The sequence below is a fragment of the Streptomyces sp. NPDC017890 genome (genome assembly GCF_044328675.1).
Lineage (GTDB): Bacteria > Actinomycetota > Actinomycetes > Streptomycetales > Streptomycetaceae > Streptomyces.
Window position 1 is genome coordinate 155147 of sequence record NZ_JBIRHU010000008.1, and the last position, 24467, is coordinate 179613.

The 24467-nt window shown below is 71.9% G+C and carries 19 protein-coding genes, 1 tRNA gene and 2 pseudogenes; 9 read left to right on the forward strand and 13 right to left on the reverse strand.

The window, feature by feature from the left end; genetic code table 11:
• Window positions 1-43: 43 nt before the first annotated feature.
• From gap to ACH4F2_RS12870, 3 genes are all read right to left on the reverse strand, one after another.
• Window positions 44-1042 carry a type I glyceraldehyde-3-phosphate dehydrogenase gene (gene gap, locus ACH4F2_RS12860; protein ID WP_398132745.1) on the reverse strand — a complete coding sequence of 333 codons (999 nt, stop codon included), beginning with the start codon at window positions 1040-1042 and terminating at the stop codon, window positions 44-46.
• Window positions 1043-1271: 229 nt separating this feature from the next.
• Complete coding sequence (locus ACH4F2_RS12865; protein WP_398132746.1) at window positions 1272-2228, reverse strand: GlxA family transcriptional regulator; 957 nt, start codon at window positions 2226-2228, stop codon at window positions 1272-1274.
• A 25-nt stretch (window positions 2229-2253) separates the two neighbouring features.
• Window positions 2254-3126 carry an SGNH/GDSL hydrolase family protein gene (locus ACH4F2_RS12870; RefSeq protein WP_398132747.1) on the reverse strand — a complete coding sequence of 291 codons (873 nt, stop codon included), beginning with the start codon at window positions 3124-3126 and terminating at the stop codon, window positions 2254-2256.
• Window positions 3127-3670: 544 nt separating this feature from the next.
• Here ACH4F2_RS12870 and ACH4F2_RS12875 point away from each other — a divergent pair.
• The 3 genes and pseudogenes from ACH4F2_RS12875 to ACH4F2_RS12885 all read left to right on the forward strand — a co-directional run.
• Window positions 3671-3916, forward strand: a pseudogene (locus ACH4F2_RS12875) (DUF4303 domain-containing protein); the annotation flags it as partial.
• A gap of 268 nt (window positions 3917-4184) precedes the next feature.
• Window positions 4185-6086 carry a molecular chaperone HtpG gene (htpG, locus tag ACH4F2_RS12880; protein WP_398132748.1) on the forward strand — a complete coding sequence of 634 codons (1902 nt, stop codon included), beginning with the start codon at window positions 4185-4187 and terminating at the stop codon, window positions 6084-6086.
• Window positions 6087-6731: 645 nt separating this feature from the next.
• A complete protein-coding gene (locus ACH4F2_RS12885; protein WP_398132749.1) occupies window positions 6732-8030 on the forward strand; it encodes a YeeE/YedE family protein in 1299 nt (432 codons plus the stop codon).
• A 51-nt stretch (window positions 8031-8081) separates the two neighbouring features.
• Here the strand turns inward: ACH4F2_RS12885 and ACH4F2_RS12890 are convergent, their stop codons facing one another.
• Together ACH4F2_RS12890 and ACH4F2_RS12895 are read right to left on the reverse strand one after the other, a co-directional pair.
• Window positions 8082-8639, reverse strand: a complete 558-nt coding sequence (locus tag ACH4F2_RS12890; protein ID WP_398132750.1) for a TetR/AcrR family transcriptional regulator — start codon at window positions 8637-8639, stop codon at window positions 8082-8084.
• 10 nt (window positions 8640-8649) lie between these two features.
• Window positions 8650-9231, reverse strand: a complete 582-nt coding sequence (locus ACH4F2_RS12895) for a sugar O-acetyltransferase (protein WP_398132751.1) — start codon at window positions 9229-9231, stop codon at window positions 8650-8652.
• Between the two features lie 122 nt (window positions 9232-9353).
• Here ACH4F2_RS12895 and ACH4F2_RS12900 point away from each other — a divergent pair, with 122 nt between their 5' ends.
• Both ACH4F2_RS12900 and ACH4F2_RS12905 read left to right on the forward strand, forming a co-directional pair.
• Window positions 9354-9995, forward strand: coding sequence for a CatB-related O-acetyltransferase (locus ACH4F2_RS12900; protein ID WP_398132752.1), 642 nt, complete (start codon window positions 9354-9356; stop codon window positions 9993-9995).
• Window positions 9996-10037: 42 nt separating this feature from the next.
• On the forward strand, window positions 10038-10754 hold the full coding sequence (locus ACH4F2_RS12905) for a GntR family transcriptional regulator (protein WP_398132753.1): 717 nt from the start codon (window positions 10038-10040) through the stop codon (window positions 10752-10754).
• A 50-nt stretch (window positions 10755-10804) separates the two neighbouring features.
• Here the strand turns inward: ACH4F2_RS12905 and ACH4F2_RS12910 are convergent, their stop codons facing one another.
• From ACH4F2_RS12910 to ligA, 5 genes are all read right to left on the reverse strand, one after another.
• Complete coding sequence (locus ACH4F2_RS12910; RefSeq protein WP_398132754.1) at window positions 10805-11653, reverse strand: amidohydrolase family protein; 849 nt, start codon at window positions 11651-11653, stop codon at window positions 10805-10807.
• Window positions 11650-12642, reverse strand: coding sequence for an aldo/keto reductase (locus ACH4F2_RS12915; protein ID WP_398132861.1), 993 nt, complete (start codon window positions 12640-12642; stop codon window positions 11650-11652). Before ACH4F2_RS12915 ends, ACH4F2_RS12910 begins: the two co-directional genes overlap by 4 nt.
• Window positions 12643-12674: 32 nt before the next feature.
• Window positions 12675-13430, reverse strand: coding sequence for an SDR family NAD(P)-dependent oxidoreductase (locus ACH4F2_RS12920; RefSeq protein ID WP_398132755.1), 756 nt, complete (start codon window positions 13428-13430; stop codon window positions 12675-12677).
• Window positions 13427-14773: an enolase C-terminal domain-like protein gene (locus ACH4F2_RS12925; protein WP_398132756.1), complete on the reverse strand. Its 1347-nt coding sequence runs from the start codon at window positions 14771-14773 to the stop codon at window positions 13427-13429. Before ACH4F2_RS12925 ends, ACH4F2_RS12920 begins: the two co-directional genes overlap by 4 nt.
• Before the next feature lie 130 nt (window positions 14774-14903).
• On the reverse strand, window positions 14904-16994 hold the full coding sequence (gene ligA, locus ACH4F2_RS12930; protein ID WP_398132757.1) for an NAD-dependent DNA ligase LigA: 2091 nt from the start codon (window positions 16992-16994) through the stop codon (window positions 14904-14906).
• Window positions 16995-17142: 148 nt separating this feature from the next.
• On the opposite strand from ligA, the gene ACH4F2_RS12935 reads away from it, so the two are divergent.
• Together ACH4F2_RS12935 and ACH4F2_RS12940 are read left to right on the forward strand one after the other, a co-directional pair.
• Window positions 17143-18348: a Cmx/CmrA family chloramphenicol efflux MFS transporter gene (locus tag ACH4F2_RS12935; RefSeq protein ID WP_398132862.1), complete on the forward strand. Its 1206-nt coding sequence runs from the start codon at window positions 17143-17145 to the stop codon at window positions 18346-18348.
• A gap of 43 nt (window positions 18349-18391) precedes the next feature.
• Window positions 18392-18466: transfer RNA gene (locus ACH4F2_RS12940), tRNA-Leu, on the forward strand.
• A gap of 132 nt (window positions 18467-18598) precedes the next feature.
• Here ACH4F2_RS12940 and ACH4F2_RS12945 read toward each other — a convergent pair.
• The gene (locus ACH4F2_RS12945; RefSeq protein WP_398132758.1) at window positions 18599-19138 is read right to left on the reverse strand and encodes a DinB family protein; all 540 of its coding nucleotides are present in this window, start codon (window positions 19136-19138) and stop codon (window positions 18599-18601) included.
• Window positions 19139-19508: 370 nt separating this feature from the next.
• On the opposite strand from ACH4F2_RS12945, the gene ACH4F2_RS12950 reads away from it, so the two are divergent.
• Complete coding sequence (locus ACH4F2_RS12950; protein ID WP_398132759.1) at window positions 19509-21725, forward strand: MMPL family transporter; 2217 nt, start codon at window positions 19509-19511, stop codon at window positions 21723-21725.
• Between the two features lie 147 nt (window positions 21726-21872).
• A complete protein-coding gene (locus ACH4F2_RS12955; RefSeq protein WP_398132760.1) occupies window positions 21873-22730 on the forward strand; it encodes an SDR family oxidoreductase in 858 nt (285 codons plus the stop codon).
• A gap of 383 nt (window positions 22731-23113) precedes the next feature.
• Here ACH4F2_RS12955 and ACH4F2_RS12960 read toward each other — a convergent pair.
• Both ACH4F2_RS12960 and ACH4F2_RS12965 read right to left on the reverse strand, forming a co-directional pair.
• Window positions 23114-23287: pseudogene (locus tag ACH4F2_RS12960) on the reverse strand (aspartate aminotransferase family protein); the annotation flags it as partial.
• Between the two features lie 68 nt (window positions 23288-23355).
• Window positions 23356-24207: a methyltransferase domain-containing protein gene (locus ACH4F2_RS12965; protein ID WP_398132761.1), complete on the reverse strand. Its 852-nt coding sequence runs from the start codon at window positions 24205-24207 to the stop codon at window positions 23356-23358.
• Between the last annotated feature and the right edge of the window lie 260 nt (window positions 24208-24467).

A 24467-nucleotide genomic window follows, 5' to 3' on the forward strand; every position in this document is an offset into this window, starting at 1 on the left:
ATTGTGACGTGTGATCCCCGGTGATGTCGCACCGGCCGTACTTTCAGCGTGTGGCGAGCAGCCCGAGCGTGTCGATCACCCGGTTGGAGAAGCCCCACTCGTTGTCGTACCAGGCGACCACCTTGACGTGGCGGCCGTCGACGCGGGTCAGGGCCGAGTCGAAGATCGACGAGGCCGGGTTGCCCGTGATGTCCGAGGACACCAGCGGGTCGTCCGAGTATTCGAGTACGCCGGCGAGCGGCCCCTCGGCGGCGGCGCGGTACGCGGCCAGCACGTCCTCGCGCGTCACGTCACGGGCGACGGTCGTGTTGAGTTCGACGATCGAGCCCACCGGTACCGGCACGCGGATGGAGTCGCCCGACAGCTTGCCGTCGAGGTTCGGCAGCACCAGGCCGATCGCCTTGGCGGCGCCCGTCGTGGTCGGCACGATGTTGACCCCGGCGGCGCGGGCCCGGCGGGGGTCGCGGTGCGGACCGTCCTGCAGGTTCTGCTCCTGCGTGTAGGCGTGCACCGTGGTCATGAAGCCGTGCTCGATGCCGGCGAGCCCGTCGAGCACCGCGGCCAGCGGCGCGAGCGCGTTGGTCGTGCAGGACGCGTTCGAGACGATCGTGTGGGCGGCCGGGTCGTACGCGTCGGTGTTCACGCCGTACGCGAGGGTGACGTCGGCACCGTCCGACGGCGCGCTGACCAGGACCTTCCTCGCGCCCGCGGTGAGGTGGGCGCGGGCGGCGTCGGCCGAGGTGAAGCGGCCGGTGGCCTCCAGTACGAGGTCGACACCGAGCTCGGCCCAGGGCAGCCGCGCCGGCTCGCGCTCGGCGAGCACCTTGATGCGGTGGCCGTCGACGACGAGGATGTCCCCGTCGACGGTCACCGGGCGGCCGAGCCGGCCGGACGTCGAGTCGTAGGCCAGCAGCCGTGCGAGGGCGGTGGGCTCCGTGAGGTCGTTCACGGCGACGACCTCGAGCTTGCTGTCGCGTTCGAGCAGGGCGCGCAGCACGTTGCGTCCGATGCGGCCGAATCCGTTGATGCCGATGCGAGTCATGAGGGGTGCCCTTCCGGTTCGCCTTGCGGTCCGCCACCAGGTTCGCGCGCGGCGTCAGCCCGCGGCAGCGGCGTGAGTGCCACGGTTCGCAAGGATCACGCCAAGCGGCGTGCGCGGGCGCCGCGCGGTCGGCCCGAGCCGAGTGTCGGGCGGTGTGCGCCGGGCGGCAGGCGCCGGGCGCCGAGCGGCATGCGCCGAGCCCCAAGCGCCGAAGGCGGCGGCGGTGGGGTCACTCGCCCTGGGCGAAGGTGCGCCGGTACTCGCTCGGGGTGGTGCCCAGGATGCGCTGGAAGTGCAGTCGCAGATTGGCGCCGGTGCCGAGGCCGACGTCGGCGGCGACCTGTTCGACGCTCCGCTGCGAGCGTTCGAGCAGCTCACGAGCCATGTCGATGCGGGCGCGCATGACCCACTGCATCGGCGTGTACCCCGTGTCCTCGACGAAGCGCCGCGAGAAGGTGCGCGCGGACACCGCCGCATGCCGGGCGAGCGTCTCCAGGGTGAGCGGCTCCGCCAGGCGCCGCAACGCCCACTCGCGGGTGGCGGCGAACCGCTCGCCCAAGGGCTCGGGCACACTGCGCGGTACGTATTGCGCCTGGCCGCCGCTGCGGTACGGGGCTGCCACCAGACGCCGGGCCGCGTGGTTCGACGCGGCCACGCCGAGGTCGCCGCGCAGGATGTGCAGGCACAGGTCGATGCCGGAGGCGGCGCCCGCGGACGTGAGCACGCTGCCTTCGTCCACGAACAGCACGTTCTCGTCGACCCGCACGCGGGGATGCTTCGCCGCGAGCGCCCGCGTGTAGTGCCAGTGCGTCGTGGCGCGCCTGCCGTCGAGCAGGCCCGTGGCGGCGAGCGTGAAGGCCCCCGTGGAGATGGCGGCGAGCCGTGCGCCCCGGTCGTGGGCCGTCGTCAGCGCGTCGACGACGGTCCGCGGCGGGTCGTCCAGGCCGGGGGTCCGGTGGCCGGGGAGGAAGACCACGTCGGCCCACGCCAGCGCGTCGAGGCCGTGGGCGACGTGGTACGAGAGGCCGTCACCGCCGGTCACGAGGCCGGGCGCCGCGCCGCACACCCGGACCTCGTACGGCATGCTCGCGCGCGTCGTGAACACCTGCGCGGGGATCCCGACATCGAGCGGTTTCGCACCGTCGAGCACGAGGACGGCGACGCGACGCAGGGGGGAGGACGGCACGGGGGACAGCGTACGGGGACGAGGGTCAGCTCAGTCGCAGGACCTTCATGGTGTGCTCGGCCATGCGCCGCTCGCCGAGGGCGTTGGGATGGACGGGAACGAGGCTCCGCCCGAAGAGGAGCGGCTCGATCCACCGGGTGCCGACGGCCTCGCAGGCGTCGTGGCCCTCGGACACCTGTGAGAAGTCCACATAGGTCACCCCGGTCTCCTTCGCGGCGCGCTCGACGACGGCGTTGAGGTGCGTCTGGATGCCCCGCAGGTAGGGCACGTCACCGGCGGCGATCGGCAGCTTCGCGAAGCAGGACGGGTCGGCGGTGGCCGGCGTGATCCAGGGGTAACCCAGGGCCGCCACCCGGGCGTTGGGTGCTTCGGCGCGGACAGTGCGCAGCGCGGCCTTGAGCGCGGGATAGGTGTTGGCGTCGATCTGGTCGTCGAAGGAGGTGCCGTGTCTGTCCTTGCAGGGGCTGCCCTTCCCGCCGCTGAGGACGCCCGCGGAACCGCAGGCCGTGATGGCGTTGATGAACGTGCTGTTGTCGTTGCCGCCGATGGTCAGCGTGACCAGGTCCGTGTCGGCGGTGAGCGCGTCCACCTGGGGAGCGACACCCGGGTACTGGGCCTGCGTGAAGTGGGCGGTCTGGGCGGCGCCGCAGGTGACGTCCTTGAGGCGGGCACCCGTGGAGGCCGCGATGACGTGGGGATAGTTCGCCGTGGAGCGCAGGCAGAGCAGATTGGTGGGATCGACGGGCAGGACGCCCGAGCCGGCACTGTAACTGTCGCCGAGGGCGACGTAGTCCAGGGAGGGCGTGGCGTGCGCGGTGGCGTCGGTGAGACCGAGGGCCAGCGTGCCGACGGCGGCTACTGTCGCGGTCATGACACGGCGCAGGGCATGCTTCGGCATGTGCTCTCTCTTCTCGAGGCGTGGGTGCGGGAGTCGTGCGAGCGCGTGACCGCTGGTTACCGGTCGGTTCTACTTTTAAGTAATGTGCACGCGCCCTGATTTTGAGTCAACGTTGCTGACAGGACTTCTTGCGGCGGGATGCCGGGAGTCGATCGATTTTCGATCGATTTCAATTGAGAAGCGATATATTCACCGTGTCCGGACGCGGCAACGTACGGTTCTACGAACGCCTCGGCCTCGAGGTGACGGCGGAGGTGAGCCTGCCGGATGACGGTCCGCAGACCTGGTGCATGCTCCGCAGGCCCGGCCGCTGACGGAGCGGGACCGGCCACCCGCCGTCCGGGCGCTCGTCCCGCCGACGCCCAGGTGGTGGTGTCGGCCCCGTCGCCGTGCTCGCCCAGCCCGTTGCGCCCCGCCGCATTCGGAGCCGACGCCGCGTTCCCGACCGAGTCCGAGCCGGCCGACGCCGTCCACCGCGCGGCCCGCGCCGCCTTTCAGGACCTGTTCGGGACACCCCGACCACTGCTTCCACTACTGCGCCCTGGTGACCCCCGGCGAGGCCTACGGGCCGGCACTGTCCGCCTGGTCCCACCAGGCCCTGGCGGCGGAAGCAGCACGGCACGGCTGCCCGCCGCCCGGGCTCAAGTGGCCTTGCGCCGACTCCCCGTTCCACTGCTACGGCGAACGGCATCTGGAGCCGGTACGGCCCCTGTTCGCGGCCCGGGGGCATCTCTTCGACCTGCCCGACGGCGAGTGGGAGGCCGAGTTCGACCTGAGACTGCGGGTGATGGAGACGGCCATGGCCCGGCTGGACGCGGAGGGACTCCTCGGGACGGGCCCCGACCGCACCCGGTCGTCGGCGACCTCGAGGTCGTGCCGCCCGACACGGGCGACGACGAGCGGGCGCTGCGGTTCAACCCGCCCCAGGCGCTGGGGACCTGGCTGGAGGAGGCCGCCGTTTCGGAGGATGCCTGAGCGGCAAGTACGGGAACGCGGGCTGTTCTAGAGTGACTACCGCCAGTTCAGACAACCGCGGACCTGTGAGGTACTCACCAGCCATGCCGACCGAAACGTTTGAGTTCCAGGTAGAGGCACGTCAGCTCCTGCAGCTGATGATTCACTCCGTCTACTCGAACAAGGATGTCTTCCTGCGCGAGCTCGTCTCCAACGCGTCCGACGCGCTGGACAAGCTGCGCCTCGCAGCCCTGCGGGACGACACTCTCGACGTCGACGTGACCGACCTGCACATCGAGCTCGACGCCGACACCGAGGCCCGCACCCTCACCGTGCGGGACAACGGCATCGGGATGTCGTACGACGAGGTCACGCACCTCATCGGCACCATCGCCAACTCGGGCACGGCCAAGTTCCTGCAGGAGCTGCGCGAGGCCAAGGACGCGGCCGGGGCCGACGGGCTCATCGGCCAGTTCGGCGTCGGCTTCTACTCCGGTTTCATGGTGGCGGACGAAGTCACCCTGGTGACCCGGCGCGCCGGCGAGACCCAGGGCACCCGCTGGACGTCGCGCGGCGAGGGCACGTACACCCTGGAGACGGTCGACGAGGCGCCGCAGGGGACCTCCGTCACCCTCCACCTCAAGCCGGCGGACTCCGAGAACCAGCTCCACGACTACACCTCCGCCTGGAAGATCAAGGAGATCGTCAAGCGCTACTCGGACTTCATCACCTGGCCGATCCGCCTCCTGCCGGAGCCGGGCGACGACGACGCCGAGGCCCGTGAGGCAGAGACGCTCAACTCGATGAAGGCCCTGTGGGCACGCCCGCGCGACGAGGTGTCCGAAGACGAGTACCACGAGCTGTACAAGCACATCTCCCACGACTGGCGCGAGCCGCTGGAGACGATCCGGCTGCAGGCGGAGGGCACCTTCGAGTACCAGGCCCTGCTCTTCGTGCCCTCGCACGCCCCGCACGACCTGTTCACCCAGGGATACCAGCGCGGCGTACAGCTCTACGTGAAGCGCGTCTTCATCATGGACGACTGCGAGGAACTGCTCCCGCCCTACCTCCGCTTCGTCAAGGGCGTCGTCGACGCGCAGGACCTCTCGCTCAACGTCTCCCGCGAGATCCTCCAGCAGGACCGCCACATCCGCATGATCCAGCGCCGCCTGACCAAGAAGATCCTGGCCACGGTCAAGGACCTGATGGCGTCCGCGCCGGACCGCTACTCCACCCTCTGGCGGGAGTTCGGCGCCGTCCTGAAGGAAGGACTGGTGACCGACTCCGACAACCGGGACGCGATCCTCGCCGCCTCCTCGTTCGCGAGCACGCACGACGCCGACGAGCCGACCACGCTGAAGGCCTACGCCGAGCGGATGAAGGACGGCCAGGACGCCGTCTACTTCATGACGGGCGAGTCCCGGCAGGCCATCGAGGACTCCCCGCACATGGAGGCGTTCCGGGCCAAGGGCGTCGAGGTGCTGCTGCTCACCGACGCCGTGGACGAGGTGTGGGTCGACGCGGTGGGGGAGTACGAGGGCAAGCCGCTGCGCTCCGTGGCCAAGGGCGAGATCGACCTCGCCGGTGCCGAGGACGAGAAGACCGAAGCCGAGAAGGACAAGCAGGGCGAGGAGTACGCCGGCCTGCTCGGCTGGATGACCGAGCACCTGGGCGAGGACGTCAAGGAGGTCCGCCTGTCCTCCCGGCTGACGGTCTCGCCGGCCTGTGTCGTCTCCGACGCGCACGAGCTCACGCCCGCGCTGGAGAACATGTACCGGGCGATGGGCCAGGAGGTCCCGCACGCCAAGCGGATCCTCGAACTCAACCCGGAGCACCAGCTGGTGAAGTCCCTGAACCGGGCCTACACGCAGCAGCAGGACCGGACGGAGCTCACCGAGACCGCCGAACTCCTCCACGCCCTGGCGGTACTCGCCGAGGGAGGCCGGCCGCAGGAACCGGCCCGGTTCGTGAAGCTGATGGCGGATCGCCTGGAGCGGACCCTGTAACCACGCCGGCCGACGTCCTGCCGGCCCGTACGCGCCCTGAACCTCCACGAGGTCGTCGCGTCCGGGAAGCGGGACAAAGGCAGGGGATCACCGGGCCGAGTCGATGACCGGGCGCGCGCCGTGGCGAAGACCGCACGGCGCGCGCCGTGCGTCACGTGAACGCCCGAGAAGACGACTGGCGCGCCAGACGCCCTCTCGTCGCGCCGCGGGAAGCGGCGCCCCTCCCGGTGCGGTGTGCTCGGTGCCGCGGGCGCCCTGGCAGCCGGGGCCGGGGGCGGACCGCCTCCGGCGGTGTGCGCGGTCACCGGCTCCGACGACGGCGACGCGGGGTCCGCGATGGTCCCGGCCCGGGCTCGCCGACCCGCGGGGCACGGAGGGCGCCGTGGCCCGGCGCCTCGGCATGTCCGCCGTCCACCGCGTCATCCACATGGCGAGACGGCATGGCATTCGGAGGGATCCATTCCGTACATTCGCACGCATGTATGCATCGGCTCCGCTGCTGTGCCTCGCGCTCTTCGCGAACTCGGCGTGGTGCGTCGACGACGGCCTCTGTCGCCGCTGAGCCCCGCGCCGGCCGCGTGAACCGCGTCGCCGGTCCGCCAGCGCCCCCTCCGCCGTCCCCGTGCACCACACCGGAGATCTTCCGTGACCACCGCACCCCCAGCCGGGTCGACCCCGGCCGCGCCGCCGCGCGCGCCCGCCGCCCTGTTCGCCCCGTCCCCCACCTCGTCCGCACGGCCCGAGGCGCCGCCCCTGCCCCCGGTGCGGCGGACGCCGCTCGCGGTGTCCGGGCTGCTCGCCGTGGCCCTGACCGCGTACGTGTGGTCCGCGCACGGCGCCAAGCCGGGCGTACTGCTCCTGCTCGGCCTCGGCCTGGGCGTCGCCCTCTTCCACTCCCGGTTCGGCTTCACCTCCGCCTGGCGGCAGCTGGTCGCCGTCGGCAACGGCTCCGGGCTGCGGGCGCACGCCCTGCTGCTCGGCACCACGGCCACCCTGTTCGCACTGCTCATCGGCACGGGCACCGGACTCTTCGGCTCCCAGCCCGCCCCGTCCGCCGGGCCGATCGGCGTCGGGCTCTTCGTCGGGTCGGCGCTCTTCGCGATCGGCATGCAGCTCGGCGGCGCATGCGCCTCGGGCACCCTCTTCGCCGTCGGCTCCGGACAGGGACCGGTGGTGCTGACGCTCGGCGGCTTCATCGCCGGCGCCACGCTCGCGGCCTGGCAGTTCGACCTGTGGAAGGACCTCCCGGCCTGGGAACCCGTCGTGCTGTCCGACCACATCGGCTGGCTCGGCTCCTGGGCGGTGACGATCGTCGCCCTGCTGTTGGTGGTCCTGGTCACACGGCGTGTCCAGGCGCGCCGCAACCCGCCGCCGCTCGGCGCCGTGCCCTCCGCGCGCGGCGCGGCCCTGCGCGCCGTCCGCGGCTCCTGGCCGCTGGCGGCGGGCGCCCTCGCGCTGGCCCTGCTCGGCGCGGGCGTCCTGCTGGTCTCCGGCGGCGCCTGGGGCGTCACGAGCGCCTTCAGCCTGTGGGGCTCGGAGCTGGTGGGCGCGCTCGGCGGCCACCCGGAGAACTGGACGTGGTGGCAGCGGCCCGGCAACGCCGAGATGCTGGCGGGCCCGGTACTCGCCGACAAGACCAGCCTCACCGACATCGGCATCATGATCGGCGCCGCCGTCGCCGCCGCGGTCGGCGGCACCTGGGCCCTGCACCGGCGTATCCCCTGGCGTACGGCGGTCGCGGCGGTGCTCGGCGGCGTGCTGATGGGCATCGGCGCCCGCCTGGCCGGCGGCTGCAACATCGGCGCCTATCTGGCGGGCATCGCCTCGGGCAGCCTCAGCGGCTGGCTGTGGGGAGCCTTCGCGCTGGCCGGCACGTGGGTGGGCCTCAAGCTGCGCCCCCTGTTCGGCCTGGGCAACCCCAAGCCGGGCGACGGCGTCTGCTGAGACAGGGGATGCCCGTGCGGCACAGGGGTCAGGCCTGTGCCGCACGGGCGGCTAGGGGGCGCTGCGGCCCGGGGTGGTGACACGGGCGATGGCCTCCAGGGTGAGCGCCCGCCCGTGGGGCTCACGGGCCAGCGCGCGGTGCAGCGTCAGGCCCTCGATGAGGGCGTCGAGCTGGCGGGCCGTGTCCGCGTCGAAGTGCTTCTCCAGGTGGACGCGGCTGCGGCGCATCCACTCGTGGGTGAGTTCCCGGTAGGCCGGCTGGCGTGCGGCGAGGGTGTACAGCTCCTGGGTGAGCACCAGGTCCCGCTGGCTCCCCTCGGACAGGAGGTGCACGAGGTCGGCCACCGCCTCCCGGGCCTGCTCGCGGTCGGCCGCCGCGCCGAGGTGGGCGTCGAACACGGCGACGATGTGGTCGGTGAAGCGGCCGAACGCCTCCCGCAGCAGCTGGTCGATGCCGCTGAAGTGGTAGGTCATCGAGCCCAGGGGGACCCCGGCGCGCGTGGCGATCTTCCGGTGGGAGACGCGCGCGATGCCCTCCTCGGCGATCAGGTCGAGCGTGGCGGCGATGATGCGTTCACGCCGCTGCGGATCCGTGTGTCCGGTTGCCATGGGAGCAGGCTTACACCTTCCGCACCGGCCGGGCGGGGTTGCCGACGGCCACCACGTTCGCCGGTACGTCCTTCGTGACGACCGCCCCGGCGCCGATGACGGCGTTGTCGCCGATGGTCACGCCGGGCAGGACGACGGCGCCACCGCCCAGCCAGACGTTGTCGCCGATGGTGATGGGCCGGGCGGCCTCCAGCTTGTCCCTGCGGGGCTCGGCCTCGAGGGGGTGCGTCGGGGTGAGCAACTGGACGCCCGGCCCGATCTGGCAGTCCTCACCGATGGTGATCGCCGCGACGTCCAGCGCGGTCAGGTTGTAGTTGACGAAGGTGCGCGCGCCGATCGTGATGTTGCTGCCGTAGTCGACGTACAGCGGTGGTCGCACGTGCGCCTCGGCGCCCAGGGAGCCGAGCAGCTCCTCGAGGATCGGCTGCGCGGCCGCCGCGTCCTGCGCGTACGCGGCCTGGTAGCGGGCCGCCAGCCGCACGGCGTGCTGCTGCCTGCGGGCGATCTCGGGATCGTCGGCGATGTAGAGGTCGCCCGCCTCCATGCGCTCGAGGTTCGTGCGGGGGTCCTGCGCGAAGTAGTCCGTCGGCATGCCCACGATCGTACCCCTGAAGCGTACGAACGTACACTCACGATAAAGCGGTGTCCCGCGAGCCCCATCGCGGCGATCATGGGGCCGAGCGATCACCCACGCGATCTCCAGGAGCCGCCGACATGTCCGAGCCCGCAGACCCGACAGTGCTTCACCCGATGCCCGGGCAGCCGAGGGTGGTGCTGCTCAGACCACTGGTGACCTCCCCGCTGATCGAGGTGGGGGAGTACTCGTACTACGACGACCCGGACGACGCGACGGCGTTCGAGACGCGCAACGTGCTCTACCACTACGGGCCGGAGAGGCTCGTCATCGGCAGGTTCTGCGCACTGGGGACGGGCACCCGGTTCATCATGAACGGCGCCAACCACCGTATGGACGGCCCCTCGACGTTTCCGTTCCCCACCATGGGCGGCTCCTGGGCGGAGCACTTCGACCTGCTCGCCGGCCTGCCGGGCCGGGGCGACACCGTCGTCGGCAACGACGTCTGGTTCGGACACGGCGCGACGGTCATGCCCGGCGTACGGATCGGACACGGCGCGATCATCGGCGCGGGCTCCGTGGTCACCCGGGACGTGCCCGACTACGGGATCGTCGGCGGCAATCCCGCCCGGCTCATCCGTACCCGCTACAGCGACGAGGACGTCGCCCGACTGCTCGCGGTCGCCTGGTGGGACTGGCCGGCCGACCACATCACCGAGCATGTGCGGACCATCATGTCGGGCACCGTCGCCGACCTCGAAGCGGCGGTCCCACCTCGGTAAACTGGCGCCCGCCGTAACGCACAGCGCACTGAGGAGACCCGGATGCCGGCACACGACCCGTCCGTCCGTGACGACGTGGCCGGCGTCAGGGGACCGTCGGCGGCGCCGGTCCGGCAGGTGCTGTCCGACACCGTCTACGAGGACGTCAAGGCCATGGTCATGGACCATGAGATCGCCCCCGGGGCCCGCGTGGGCATCGAGGCCCTGGCCCGCACGCTCGACGTCTCACCGACCCCCGTGCGCGAGGCCCTGGCCCGGCTGGAGGCGGACGGGCTGGTCGTCAAACGCTCCCTGTCCGGGTACCGGGCGACCGAGCTGCTGACCCGCCGGGGAGTGGAGGAGCTCTTCGAGATGAGGCTGCTCCTGGAGCCGCGAGCCGCCGCCCTGGCCGCCCGCCACGCCGACGAGTCCCAGCTCGACGCCGTCGAGGCGATCCTGGAGGACATGCAGGCCCACCCCGGCCCCGCCGGACCGTACGCGGCCTACCGGGACTTCGCCGCCCTGGACCAGCGATTCCACGACGCGGTGGCCGAGGCCGCCCACCGGCCCCTGCTCGCGGACGCGGTGGAACGGCTCCACTCCCACCTGCACATCTTCCGCCTCAGCAGCCTCCAGAGCGACGGGGCCCCGACCCTCGCGGAGCACGAGCGCGTGGTGCGCGCGATCCTGCGCCGCAGCGCCGAACGTGCCGCCGAGGCGATGGCGGACCACCTCACCCGCAGCCTGGAACGCCGGCTCAGCCGTCTCGGGCCCGGCTGACGCCGCGCGGTCACCCGACGCGGAACTCGGTGCCGGTCACTCGGTGTCGGTCACCCGGTCATCCCGTAGACGCGCCGGGCGGTGCCCGACCACACCTGTGCCCGTTCGGGCGCGGTGAGGGAGGCGGTCAACTCCCGGGTGGCGGCGAGAACGTCGCCGTAGCGGGCGGCGAGGGTGCTCACCGGCCAGTCGGAGCCGAACATGAGCCGCCGGGGGCCGAACGCCTCGAGCACCGTGTCGGCGTACGGCCCGAGGTCGCCGACGGTCCACGACCGCCGGTCGGCCTCGGTGACCATGCCGGAAAGCTTGCAGACCGTGTTCGGCAGGGCGGCCAGCGCACGCACATGCCGCGCCCACGGTTCCCGTCGGCCCGACGCGATCGGCGGCTTGCCGAGATGGTCGAGGACGAAGGTGAGTCCGGGAACGGCGGCTGCCGCCCTCGTCGCCGACGGCAGCTGGTGCGGGAGGACCACGAGGTCGTGCACGAGTCCGGCCGCCGCGACCGCGCGCAGCCCGCGCAGTACCTCGGGCCGGGTCAGCCAGTCCGGGTCGGACTCGGCCTGGACCTGGTGCCGGATGCCGCGCAGGAACCCGCCGCCGGGCAGTGAGCGCAGCCGCGCCAGTTCGTCGGCGACCTCGGGCGACGTGAGATCGGTCCATCCGACGACCGCGCCGACCACGTCGCTGCCCGCCGCCAGCGCCAGCAGCTCCGGCGTCTCCTCGGGCACGGTGACCGTCTGCACGAGCACCGATGCCGTCACATCGGTCTCCCGAAGCCCGGCCTCGAACTCGGCGAGGAGGAACGAACGCCGCAGCGGGGCGAGTTCCGGACCGGTGATCCACTCCTGGTCGCGAACGCCGAGGTCCCAGACGTGATGGTGCGCGTCGACGACGCTCATGACCCTCCCCGGGCCGGCACCGGTACCTCGTCCGACAGCAGACCCCGCGTCCGCAGACCCTCCCACACGCCGGTGGGCAGGCGCCGGTGGAACTGCTCGGCCGCGTCCCGGACCTGGGCGGCCGACCGCGCCCCGACGAGTACGGAGGCGACCGCCGGATGCCCGAAGGGAAAGCGCAGCGCGGCCGCACGCAACGGCACTCCGTGCGACTCGGTGACATCGCGCATCCGCACGGCCCGGCGCATGATGTCCGACGGAGCCGCCGCGTAGTCGTAGGTGGCACCCGGCGACGGATCGGCCAGCAGCCCGGAGTTGAGCACACCGCCGATGATCACGCTCTTGCCGGCCGCCGACGCGGCGGGCAGCAGGGTCTCCAGCGCGCCCTGTTCCAGGAGGGTGTAGCGGCCCGCGCACAGCACGGCGTCGACGTCGGTGTCCGTCAGGAAGCGCGTCAGCATCCGGGTCCGGTTCATTCCCGCGCCGATCGCCCGTACGACCCCCTGCGACCGCAGTTCCTCCAGCGCCGGATAGGCCTCCCGGAACGCCTGCTCCTCGTGGTCGTCCGGATCGTGCAGCAGGACGAGGTCGACGCGGTCCAGCCCGAGGCGGGTGAGACTGTCCTCCAGCGAGCGGCGCACACCGTCGGCGCTGAAGTCCCACTGCCGCCGGTGGGTGGCCGGTACGGCGAAGCCGTGGGCCAGGTCGTCACCGCCGCCGTCATGCCGGACGAGGATCCGCCCCACCTTGGTGGACAGGGTGAATTCGTCCCGGGGTTTGTCCCCGAGGGCCTCGCCCAGTCTGTGTTCCGACAGGCCGAGGCCGTAGTGCGGGGCGGTGTCGAAGTAGCGGACGCCCGCCTCCCAGGCGGCCTCCACGGCGGCCGCCGCCTCCTCCTCGCCCACGGCCTCGTAGAGACCGGAGACGGCCGCGGCGCCGAAGCCCAGGGCGGTGACGGGGACACCGCTGCGGCCGAGGGTACGGCTCGGCAGGGGTGGGAGGGCACCGTTTCCGTCCGGCCGTGTCACCGCTCCTCCGGGCGCAGCCGCAGGCCCTGCATCCCGCCGTCCACCGCGAGCGCGGTGCCCGTGACCGAGGCGGCGGCCGGGCTCGCCAGGTACACGATGGCCGCGGCGACCTCCTCGGCGGTGACCAGCCGGCCCATGGGCTGCCGGGCGTTGAGCGCGGCCCGCTCGGCGACCGGGTCCGCCGCCCGGTCGAGGAGGCGGCCGACCCAGGGGGTGTCCGCCGTACCGGGATTGACACAGTTGACGCGGATGCCCTCCCGGACGTGGTCCGCCGCCATGGCCAGGGTCAGGGACAGGACCGCGCCCTTGCTGGTGCTGTACAGGGCGCGCTGGGGGAGTCCGGCGGTGGCCGCGATCGAGCAGGTGTTGACGACGGCGGCGTGCGAGGACGCCCGCAGGTGCGGGAGGGCCGCGCGCGTGGTGCGGACCATACCGAGGACGTTGACGTCGAGGACCCGGTGCCACTCGGCGTCGTCGTTGTCCTCGACCGTTCCCGCCGCACCTGTTCCGGCGTTGTTGACCAGGATGTCGATGCCCCCGAGATCCTCGGCGGCGGCGGCGACGGCGGACCGTACGGAGGCGTCGTCGGACACGTCCGCGAGGTACCCGCGCAGCGGCTTGCCGACGGTCGACGGGTCGAGGTCCAGTACGGCGACGCCGGCTCCGCGGGCGGCCAGCAGACCGGCGGTGGCCCTGCCGATCCCGGACGCGCCGCCGGTCACCAGGGCTTTGAGCCCGGACAGTTCGCTCATCGGTTCGTCCTCTCCTGCCGTTCGGCGAGGTCGGTGGCGTCGGTGACCCAGAAGGCGCCGTGCGGGTAGCGGTAGGCGGCGATCGACGCGGCGTGCATCTCCGAGGAGAAGCCGGGGGCGGTGGGAGCCGTGTAGTGCCCGTTCGCGACGGTCACGGGGTCCTTGAAATGCTGGTGCAGATGGTCCACGTACTCGATCACGCGGTCCTCGGTCGTACCGGTCAGCGCCACGAAGTCGAACATCGACAGATGACGCACCAGCTCGCACAGGCCGACGCCGCCGGCGTGCGGGCAGACCGGGACGCCGTACTTGGCGGCGAGCAGCAGGATCGCCAGGTTCTCGTTGACTCCGCCCACCCGTGCCGCGTCGATCTGCAGCACGTCGATCGCCTCCGCCTGCAGCAGCTGTTTGAAGACGACGCGGTTGTGGACGTGCTCACCGGTGGCGACCTTGATGGGGGCGACCGCCTTGCGCACGGTCGCGTGGCCGAGGATGTCGTCGGGGCTGGTGGGCTCCTCGATCCAGTACGGGGCGTACTCGGCCAGTGCGTTGGTCCACTCCACGGCCTCGGCGACGTTCCAGCGCTGATTGGCGTCGACGGCGATCCGGACATCGGGGCCGACGGCCGCGCGCGCCGCGCGCATCCTGCGGACGTCGTCGGCGAGATCGGCCCCGACCTTCAGCTTGATCTGGGTGAAGCCGTCCGCGACCGCCTGTTCGGCGAGGCGGACCAGCTTCTCGTCGGAGTAGCCGAGCCAGCCGGGAGAGGTGGTGTACGCCGGGTAGCCGGCCGCCAGGAGCCGGGCCTCGCGCCCGGTGGCGCCGTCCTTGCCTTTTCGGAGCAGGGCCACGGCCTCCTCGCGGGTGAGGGCGTCCTCGATGTAGCGGAAGTCCACCTGATCCGCGAGCCATTCCGGCTCGGCGTCACAGAGGAGCTTCCACACCGGTTTGCCCGCGCGTTTGGCCGCCAGGTCCCACACCGCGTTGACGACGGCGCCGATCGCCATGTGCATCACGCCCTTCTCCGGGCCGAGCCAGCGCAGCTGGCTGTCGCCGACCAGGGCCCGGCTGACCGACCCCGGATCGGCGCACACGGCGTCGGCGGACAGACCCACGACGTGATCGCGCAGCACGGCGATCGCCGCGGCCTGCACGTCGTTGCCGCGCCCGATGGTGAAGGCGAACGCGTGACCCTCCAGCCCGTCGCCTGCGTCGGTCCGCAGGATCACGTACGCGGCCGAGTAGTCGGGGTCGGGGTTCATCGCGTCGGAGCCGTCGAGCTCGCGCGAGGTGGGGAAACGGATGTCGATCACGTCGACTTCGGTGATGCGCGCCGCGGCCATGGTCGCTTCCCCACTGGAATCAAATAGGATCTTGTCGCCTTGATGGTGTGGCAGAGGGGATCACCCCGTCAAGAGGGCGAGGGATCCCATAGGATTCTTCGGGCGTCGGAGGCCTTCGTCCGCGCTCGGCTCAGTCGAGGAGCCCGGCGACCAGTGCGGCGAACTCGTCCGGGGTGGCGAGGCGGATGCCGAGTTGTTCGGCCTTGGCCTGCTTGGAACCGGCTCCCTCGCCCGCGACGACGAGCGTCGTCCTCTTCGAGACGCTGGAGGAGGAGCGCCCGCCGGCCCGCTCGATGAGCTCGTTCATCTCGTTGCGGGAGAGCTTCTCCAGACTTCCGGTCATCGCGCCGGTGACCACCACCCTCATTCCCGCCAGCGGACCGCCCTGCGCCGACGCCACCGCCGTGGCTTCGCCTTCGCCGACGGCACCGGCGGCAGGGGGCGCAGTGGCACCGGGCTCGGTCATGTTGACGCCGGCGGCGGCGAGCTTGTCGATGAGCGGGGCGAGTTCGGCGATCTCCGCGACGATGGAGGGGGCCTTCTCCGACCCGATGCCCTCGACTTGCTGCATCGCGTCGGCATCGGCCGCGCGGATGTGGTCCATGGTGGCGAAGTACCGGGCGATGCGCCGGGACATGGACCGGCCGGTGCCCCGGACGCCGAGCGAGCACAGCACCCGGGAAAGCGGCTGCTCCTTGGCCTTGGCGATCGCGGCGAGCAGGTTGTCGGTGCTGGTCTCACCCATCCGCTCGAGGCCGAGCAACTCCTCGCGCCGAAGGGCGAACAGGTCGGCGAGGTCGGCCGTGAGCCCGGCCTCGACGAGCTGGACGACACGGGTGGTGCCCAGGCCCTCGATGTCCAGCTGGTCGCGGCCCGCGGCGTAGGCGAGAGAGGCCACCAGGTGGCAGTTGCGGCCCTGTGCGCAGCGCCAGCGTTCCTCACTCGTGTCGATGTCCGACCCGCAGCGGGGACACAGTCCGGGGAACGCGATCGGCTGCTCCTGCCCGGTGCGCAGGTGGGCGACCGGGGCCTCTATGCGGGGGATGACGTCGCCCGCGCGGTGGACCATGACGTGGTCACCCAGGCGCAGACCTCGACGGGTGATGTCGGCCGGATTGTGCAGGGTGGCGTAGGTGATCGTGGAGCCGTCGATGACCACCGGTTCCAGGACGCCGCGGGGGGCGATGATGCCGGTGCGGCCGACGTTCCACTCCACCTCCAGCAGCCGGGTGATCTTCTCCACGGCCGGCAGTTTGTAGGCGATCGCCCACCGGGGCGCCCGGGATCCCGATCCGGCGGCCCGCCGGTCGGCGGCGAGGTCGGCCTTCACGACGATCCCGTCGATGCCGAAGGGCAGTTCGGCGCGGAGTGCGGCGATCTCCTGAACCCTGGCGACGACCTGGTCCGGCGTCTCCACGACGACGTCCGGGACCGCCGTCCCGGCGCTGGTGTGCACGCCGAGCCCGGCCGCCGTCGACATCAGCTCGCTGTGGGTCAGCTCGTCCAGCCGTCCGGCGAGTGCGGCATCGGTCTCGGGCAGGGGCAGCATGCCGTACCCGAAGAACGTCATCGGGACCGTGTAGGCGCGCTCCTTCGCCCGCAGTGTGCCCGCGGCCGCGTTGCGCGGGTTGGCGAACGGCTGCCCGCCGTGACCCATGCGTACCTCGTTGGCGTGCTCGAACTGGGCCGTCGTCATGAGGATCTCGCCGCGCACCTCCACGGTGACCGGCTCGGCCAGCGTCTCGGGCAGCCCCTCGACGGTCCCGATGGCATGCGACACGTCCTCCCCGGCCGTGCCGTCCCCGCGCGTGATCAACCGGGTGAGGCGGCCGTCGCTGTAGCGGGCGGCGACCGCGAGCCCGTCCAGCTTGGGTCCCACACAGAACCGGGTGACCTCACGGCCGATGCGACGGGCCAGGGACGCCGTCCAGGCGGTGAACTCCTCCGGCGAGAACACGTTGTCGAGGCTGAGCATCGGCACCGTATGCGGAACGTCGCCCTCGGCCGCACCGCCGGCGACCTTGCCGGTGGGGGAGCCGGTCAGCACCTCGTCGGGGTGCCCGGCCTCCCACGCCTCGATCCCTCTCGCCAGTCGGTCGTAGGCGTCGTCGTCCAGAGGCGAGGAGCCGCCCGCGTAATAGGCGGCCGCCGCACGCGTGGCGTCCTCGACCGCCTGTGCGTAGGCGGCGGCGTCCACGATCACTGCTGCAGAAGTCGTCATGAGTGCATCTTGCCGCCCACCACTGACAATCGGCCCGGCCACCGGCCTGCCGCATCGTGAGACGGCCCGCCGTGGGGGAATGGCGGGAAGCAGCACTCCGTTGACACCTGTCATGCCCGCATCTTCCGCACGGCCCGCAGCGTCCCGCATGCCGCTCGCCGTCTACATCCTCGGCCTCTCCGTCTTCGCGCTCGGCACGAGCGAGTTCATGCTCTCCGGACTGCTGCCGCCCATCGCCGACGACATGGACGTGTCGATCCCGCAAGCCGGGTTGCTGATATCCGCGTTCGCGATCGGCATGGTGGTCGGCGCGCCCCTGCTCGCGGTCGCGACCCTGCGGCTGCCGCGGAAGATCACGCTGGTCGCGCTGATCTCGGTGTTCGGCCTCGGCCAGATCGCGGGGGCGCTGGCGACGACGTACGAGATCCTGTTCGTCTCGCGGGTCGTGAGCGCCCTGGCGTGTGCCGGCTTCTGGGCGGTGGGCGCCGCCGTCGCCATCGCCATGGTGCCGAAGACCTCACGCGCCCGCGCGATGGCCGTGATGATCGGCGGTCTGTCGATCGCCAACGTCCTCGGCGTTCCGGTGGGCGCGTTCCTCGGCGAGCACCTCGGATGGCGGTCCGCGTTCTGGGCGGTCGGCGCGGCGTCCGCCGTCGCGCTCGTGGGAGTCGTGACCCTGATCCCGCGTATCCCGCTGCCCGAGCGGCGGCCCAGGCTGAGGGGTGAGCTGGCGATCTACCGTGACCGTCAGGTGTGGCTGTCCATCGTGGTGACCGCGCTCGCGGCCGGCGGCGTGTTCTGCGCCTTCTCCTACCTCGCGCCACTGCTCACCGATGTGGCCGGGCTGGCGGACGGCTGGGTGCCGACCGTCCTGGCGCTCTTCGGCATCGGTGCGCTGATCGGCACGACGATCGGCGGCCGGGTCGCCGACGCGCACCTGTTCGGCGTACTGCTCTCCGGCATCACCGCCTCGACCGTGCTGCTGGCCGCGCTGGCGCTGTTCGCGTCGAGCCCCGCCGCCGTGATCGCCCTTTCGCTGCTGCTCGGCGTCTCCGCCTTCTACACCGCGCCGGCGCTCAACGCGCGCATGTTCAACGTGGCCGGAGCCGCGCCCACCCTCGCGGGCGCGACGACGACCGCCGCGTTCAACCTGGGCAACACCGGCGGCCCCTGGCTCGGCGGCACGGTGATCGACGCGGGCTTCGGCTACGCCGCCACCGCCTGGGCGGGCGGAGCGATGACCCTGGTCGCGATCGCGTTCGTCGCCGCCTCGCTGCGACTGCACAGCCGGTCGCGCATCGTGATGGGCGGCATGGCCGCCGAGCCGGCGGGCGCGGAGAGCCAGCGGGTGTGACACCTGCCGGAGCGGGGCAGCGTCACATATGATCATCTTCAAGGCGGGGTCGTAGCACAGAGGTAGTGCGCCGCGACAGCATCTCGGAGGACGCCGGTTCGAATCCGGCCGCCCCGCCCCTTCTCGACCGCACGGTCACTCGGCCGCACGCGCTCGGCCGCCGCACAGAGCGGACCACCGCTCGCCGCGCGACGCCCGGATCGCCACCCGCGCCGGCTGCGACTGGGCACCGGGTGAACTCCGAGTGACGTCAGTGGCGGGCGCTGCGGGCTCCGTGCAGGATGCGCAGGAGCCCGATCTCCGCGACGTTCTTGGTCAGTTCGACGTTGACCCAGCCCGCCACGTCCGCCAGGGACATGCCCGCGCCCCAGGGCAGGGTGGCGGTCCTCCCGGTGGAGTCGAGGTCGGCGTCGGTGAGGCCGGCCAGTCGCGCCCGCCACTGCTGGTGCAGTCCGCGCAGCCACTCCACCGCGCCTTCGGCGGTGCCGGGCCAGAAGACCTCCTCCTGCTCCGACGGCGCCCCCTCCTGGGAGCAGTGACGGAGTGTGGCGGTCCACCAGTAGCCGATGTGCCAGGTGACCCATCCGATGGTGAGCGCCGGCACCGGGTCGGGCTCCGGCACCTGCAGGTCGGCGACCCACCGCCCCTGCTCGTCCGGCCGGACCGTCCAGTGGTACGGGTCGGGCGCCCACAGGCACAGGGCGTCGTCCAGACCGTCGGCGTGGTGCTCGAACAGCGCCCAGGCGATGTCCAGCTGACGGAGCAACAGGTCGGTCCGGGGCGTACTCATCCTCGGTGTGCCCTTCCTCTCCCCGCGGCTCCGGGGCACGGAGCACGCGTTGCGCACCCGGATCATCGTACCGATCGGTCGTCACCCGTCCGTCATGCGCCGAAGAGCACACAGCTGACGTCGCCGGCACCCGCCCCGTCGGCTGCCCGCGGCAACGAAATGCGGCGTACATCCATCTCCGCCCTCTACACCCGGGGGACAGGAGGACGGCGGCGCGCTACACCCAATGCAGTACGCCAGTCCAGACCCAGGGTCGGATCAAATGCCCCTGCCCCCGGGCGAGCATGGAAAAGTACCCCGGTCAGCGCCTCAGCCTTCCCCCCATGTGCCGGGTCTTCATCCTGCCCGTAATCCGAAGGATTGGTCCCAGGTGGCTACGTTCCTCTACCGACTCGGCCGACGCGCGTTCCGGCGCCGCGGCCTCGTCGCCCTGCTCTGGGTGGCCATACTCGTGGGCGCCGGCGTCGCCGCGTCCACGGCGCCCGCCCCGCCCGAAGACTCCTTCTCCATGCCCGGCACCGAGTCCCAGAAGGCATTCGACCTCCTCGACGAGCGCTTCCCGGCCGCCAGTGCCGAGGGCGCCACCGCGCGCGTCGTGATCCGCGCCCCCGACGGAGGGAAGATCTCCGACCCGGCCGGCAAGGCCACGGTCGAGGAGCTGGTGACGGCTCTCGGTGACGGCCCGCAGGTCGCCTCGGTGGCCGACCCGTTCAAGGCGGACGCCGTCAGCGACGACGGCACGACCGCGTACGCCTCCGTGACGTACAAGGTCAACGCCATGGAGCTGACCGACCAGGCCCGTGACTCGCTCACCGCGGCGACCGACGACGCCCGGAGCGACGGCTTCACCGTCGAGACCGGTGGCGACGCGGTCATGGCCGAGCAGGAGTTGGGCGGCACCGCCGAGCTGATCGGCATGGGCGTCGCCGCGATCGTGCTCCTGCTGACCTTCGGCTCACTCGTCGCGGCCGGCATGCCCCTGCTCTCGGCGATCATCGGTGTCGGCATCGGCATCTCCGCCATCGGGGCGCTCGGCAGCACGCTCGAACTCTCCGCCACGACCTCCACCCTCGCCATGATGATCGGCCTCGCGGTCGCCATCGACTACGCCTTGTTCATCGTCTCCCGTTACCGCGCGGAGATCGCCGAGGGCCGCACCCCCGACGACGCCGCGGGACGCGCGGTCGGCACCGCCGGCTCCGCGGTCGTCTTCGCGGGACTCACCGTCATCGTGGCCCTGGCGGGCCTCGCGGTGGTCAACATCCCGATTCTCACCAAGATGGGCCTGGCCGCCGCGGCCACGGTCGGCATCGCCGTACTGATCGCGCTCACCCTCACCCCGGCACTGCTCGGTTTCGCCGGCAAGAAGGCCCTCAGCCGCAAGGACCGCAAGGCGGCCGCCGGACAGCGGGCCGTGTCCGGCCAGCCGAAGCTCGGCACCCGCTGGGCCCGTTTCGTGCTGCGGCGCCCGGTGACCGTACTGCTCACCGCGGTGCTCGGCCTCGGTGCCGTCGCCGTGCCGGCCGCGAGCATGGAGCTGGGCCTGCCCGACGAGGGCAGCTCCGCACCCGACACCACGCAGCGCAAGGCCTACGACATGCTGTCGGAGTCCTTCGGCGCCGGGTTCAACGGCCCGTTGATGGTCACCATCGACACCCGGGGCGCGGCCGACGCCAAGGCCGCCGCCGACACCGTCGGCAAGGAGATCACCGGCCTGGGCGAAGCCGCGGCCGTCACCCCGGCGAACTTCAACGAGGCGGGCGACACCGCCCTCCTCACGGTCGTGCCCAAGACCGGGCCGAGCGAGGCGGCCACCGAGTCGCTGGTGAAGAACATCCGCTCCCTGTCCGGCGACATCGAGGCCGAGACCGGCGCGACCATGCTGGTCACCGGCGCGACCGCGATGACCATCGACTTCTCGCAGACCCTGGACGACGCGCTCATCCCGTACCTGGCCCTGGTGGTCGGCCTCGCCTTCCTGCTCCTGATGCTGGTCTTCCGCTCGATCCTGGTCCCGCTGAAGGCGGCCCTGGGCTTCCTGCTCTCGGTGGCCGCGGCGCTCGGCGCGGTGGTCGCGGTCTTCCAGTGGGGCTGGCTCGCCGACCTCTTCGGTGTGGCCCAGCCGGGCCCGATCATGTCGATGATGCCCATCTTCATGATCGGCGTGGTCTTCGGCCTGGCCATGGACTACGAGGTCTTCCTCGTGACGCGGATGCGTGAGGCGTACGTCCACGGATCGTCCGCCGCCGACTCCGTCACCACGGGCTTCACCCACGGCGGCAGGGTCGTCGCCGCGGCCGCGATCATCATGATCAGCGTCTTCTCCGGCTTCATCATGGAGAACGACGACATGATCAAGATGATGGGCTTCGGCCTCGCGATCGCGGTCCTCTTCGACGCCTTCGTGGTCCGCATGGCGATTGTGCCCGCCGTGCTCGCCCTGCTCGGCACCAAGGCGTGGTGGCTGCCCAAGTGGCTGGACCGCCTGCTGCCGAACGTGGACGTCGAGGGCGAGAAGCTCCACAAGCAGCTCGGCGACACCGCGCCCGCGGAACCCACCCGCGAGCCGGAGACGGCCGGAGTCTGACACCCACGTGCAACACGCGCGTGTACGGCCCCGGTGACCCGGACCTCCAGGTCACCGGGGCCTACGCGTGTCAAGGTGTACGGCGGCAGGTACGACGGCCGGGACTCGCGGACAGAACATGACCGCGATGCCTCCTACGGTCGTTCCATGACTCAGACGCAGAAGATCCTTGTCACCGGCGCCACCGGAACCGTCGGCCGCCAGGTCGTCGCCGAGCTGCTCGCCCGCGGCCACGCGGTCCGCGCCCTCACCCGGGACGCGGGACGCGCCGCCCTGCCGGACGGCGTCGAGGTCGTCCAGGGGGATCTGACCGAGCCCGACACCCTCGCTCCGGCCCTGGAGGGCGTCACCGGCCTCCACCTCATCACCTTCGACGGACCCTCCTTCGCTCCGCTGGAGACCGGCCCGAGGATCCTGGAGCCGGCCCGCGCGGCCGGCGTACGCCGGATCACCGTCCTGCACGGCGGGGGGCCGTCACCGCTGGAGGACGCCGTACGTACCGACCACGGGGTGGACTGGACCGTTCTCATGCCGGTCGAGTTCATGGGCAACGCCCTGGAGTGGGCGGACCGGATCGCGGCCTCGGGCGAAGTCCGCGAGCCGTTCGTCTCCCGGCTGAGCGCCATGGTCCACGAGGGAGACATCGGCGCGGTCGCGGCGGTCGCGCTCACCGAGGAGGGCCACGGGGGCCAGGAGTACGTGATCACCGGCCCGGAACTGCTGACCGTCGGCGACAAGGTGGCGGCGATCGCTGCCGCCCGAGGTGAGGAGATCGCCCTGGTCGAGCTCACCGAGGAGCAGGCCGTCGCGCAGTGGAGGGCGGCGGGACACCCGCAGGACGTCATCGGCTTCCTGCTCGAGGCGTACGGGAACACCCCGGAGGTGGGCCGCACGGTCGTCGACACCGTCGAGAAGGTCACCGGCCGCCCGGCCCGCACCTTCGCCCAGTGGGCCGCGGACCACGCGGACGCGTTCAGGGCGCCAGCTCCGGCGGCGGCGCCGTAGGGCGTCCGCCGGGGAGCCGGGCACCTCGGTCCGGGGACGGAACCGCCGCGACCTCCCGGCCGGATTCTGTTCGGCCCGGTCGCCGCAGGCCGCCCCGGCGGCCTGTTCTCCGCGACGTCCCGGTCCCGTGCGCCCAGCCGCGGTACGACGGCACGGCAGCCGCCTCCTCTTCGTCAACAGAGACCGGGACCCGGCCGTCGCCAAGCACTTCCGCCCCGGATCCGGCACCCGCGACTCCCGGGTCCACCGGGCGCCCGGCGCCGACCACCACGTCGGCATCGCGGATCTCTGCCCACCGCCCGTGCCGAAGCCATGGCCACTCTCCGCCGGTGGGCGGAGACGACCCGGTCCACGGGGCGGACCGACAGGGGACCGAAGCCCTGGAGGTCCCGGGCGGCGTCGGTCAGCGCCTCGTCGAGGATGGCGGCGTCACGGGCGGTCTCGTCGTCGCTCGCGGTCAGCGGGGGCGTGATAGGGAAGATGCCCCCCATTCCGGGTAACTGGACGATGTTCATGTGCAACCCGAGTTCGTAGCGGCGCCGGGTGACGCCCGCGCCGCGGGGAAGGCAGGGCACCGGGCGTGCCCATCGCCCGTCGGCCAGCAGGCGCGTGCGCCCGCTCACGGTCACCGACGCCGGTAGGCGGTGGCCAGCAGGGAGACAGTGACCTGATCGGGCAGGACGCCGCCGTCGTTGAGGTCCGCACGACTCACGTGGCGTGCACTCGGCGTCATCGCCACCAGGTCCAGCGCATCAAGCCCGGACAGGGTCGCGGAGTACTCCAGCTGCTCGGTGACGACGGCCTCGAAGTGGGGGTTGAGCGCTCGGTGCAGGCGCTGTTCCTTGGCCGGGTCGATCGTGACCATCGCAGGCACCTGGCCACGCAGCTCGGCCAGGTGCCGCCCGGTGGGTCGGACCACGATCAGCCGGCCGGCCGGGCGCAGAACGCGGTGGAACTCGGCCGGGTTGCGTGGGGCGAACACGTTCAGCACGACATCGGCCGTCCCGTCGGCCAGTGGGAAGGGACGGAAAACGTCCCAGGCCACCGCGGCAGCCCGGTCGTGGACACGGGCTGCCGAGCGCAGTGCGCGCACCGATGTGTCCAGCCCCAGACCACGGGCGCCAGGCAACTGGTCGAGTACGCCGGCCAGGTAGTAGCCCGTGCCGCACCCCACATCCACCACCGTGCCCTGTCCAGACACGGCGTCGACCGACAGGCGGGCCCCGACTTCGCGGACGGGCGCGTAAGCGCCGGTGGACAGGAATCGGTCCCGGGCCTGGACCATGGCCGCGTCGTCGCCGCTGGTGGCGCGGGTGCCCGTCAGCAAGCCGGCATAGCCGTGACGGGCGATGTCGAAGTTATGACCCATTGGGCAACGCAGTGCACCGTCGTCGGGGTGCAGGCGGCACGTACGGCACGTCGGGCAACGCAGCACGTCGAGGCACCGATCGAGGGCAGGGGGAAGCGACACGGGCACGAGGCACTCCTGGCAAAGGGTGAAGGGAAGGGACCGTGCCTACGCGCTCGGAGCGTCACTGCCTCGGTAAGGAACGGGCAGTATCGGGACGTGGTTCGCGCAGCAGGCACACCAAGGAGGGCGACGCCGTCCGGCATCGCCCTCAGCGCCTTCCCATCACAGGAAGCAGCAGTGCGGGGTGCTCATGAATGCCACGTCATAAGTCTACGAGCACGGCGGAGACCTTCATGCCCGCGTGCCCAGGAAGAGTGGGGAGACAC

Coding starts and splice junctions, on each gene's coding strand:
- ACH4F2_RS12920 (WP_398132755.1), bottom strand. CDS start 13,430: ATGAGCGAACTGTCCGGGCTCAAAGCCCTGGTGACCGGCGGCGCGTCC.
- ligA (WP_398132757.1), bottom strand. CDS start 16,994: ATGACGACTTCTGCAGCAGTGATCGTGGACGCCGCCGCCTACGCACAG.
- ACH4F2_RS12870 (WP_398132747.1), bottom strand. CDS start 3,126: ATGCCGAAGCATGCCCTGCGCCGTGTCATGACCGCGACAGTAGCCGCC.
- ACH4F2_RS12900 (WP_398132752.1), top strand. CDS start 9,354: ATGTCCGAGCCCGCAGACCCGACAGTGCTTCACCCGATGCCCGGGCAG.
- ACH4F2_RS12945 (WP_398132758.1), bottom strand. CDS start 19,138: ATGAGTACGCCCCGGACCGACCTGTTGCTCCGTCAGCTGGACATCGCC.
- ACH4F2_RS12935 (WP_398132862.1), top strand. CDS start 17,143: ATGCCGCTCGCCGTCTACATCCTCGGCCTCTCCGTCTTCGCGCTCGGC.
- ACH4F2_RS12925 (WP_398132756.1), bottom strand. CDS start 14,773: ATGGCCGCGGCGCGCATCACCGAAGTCGACGTGATCGACATCCGTTTC.
- ACH4F2_RS12910 (WP_398132754.1), bottom strand. CDS start 11,653: ATGAGCGTCGTCGACGCGCACCATCACGTCTGGGACCTCGGCGTTCGC.
- ACH4F2_RS12905 (WP_398132753.1), top strand. CDS start 10,038: ATGCCGGCACACGACCCGTCCGTCCGTGACGACGTGGCCGGCGTCAGG.
- ACH4F2_RS12895 (WP_398132751.1), bottom strand. CDS start 9,231: ATGCCGACGGACTACTTCGCGCAGGACCCCCGCACGAACCTCGAGCGC.
- gap (WP_398132745.1), bottom strand. CDS start 1,042: ATGACTCGCATCGGCATCAACGGATTCGGCCGCATCGGACGCAACGTG.
- ACH4F2_RS12890 (WP_398132750.1), bottom strand. CDS start 8,639: ATGGCAACCGGACACACGGATCCGCAGCGGCGTGAACGCATCATCGCC.
- htpG (WP_398132748.1), top strand. CDS start 4,185: ATGCCGACCGAAACGTTTGAGTTCCAGGTAGAGGCACGTCAGCTCCTG.
- ACH4F2_RS12955 (WP_398132760.1), top strand. CDS start 21,873: ATGACTCAGACGCAGAAGATCCTTGTCACCGGCGCCACCGGAACCGTC.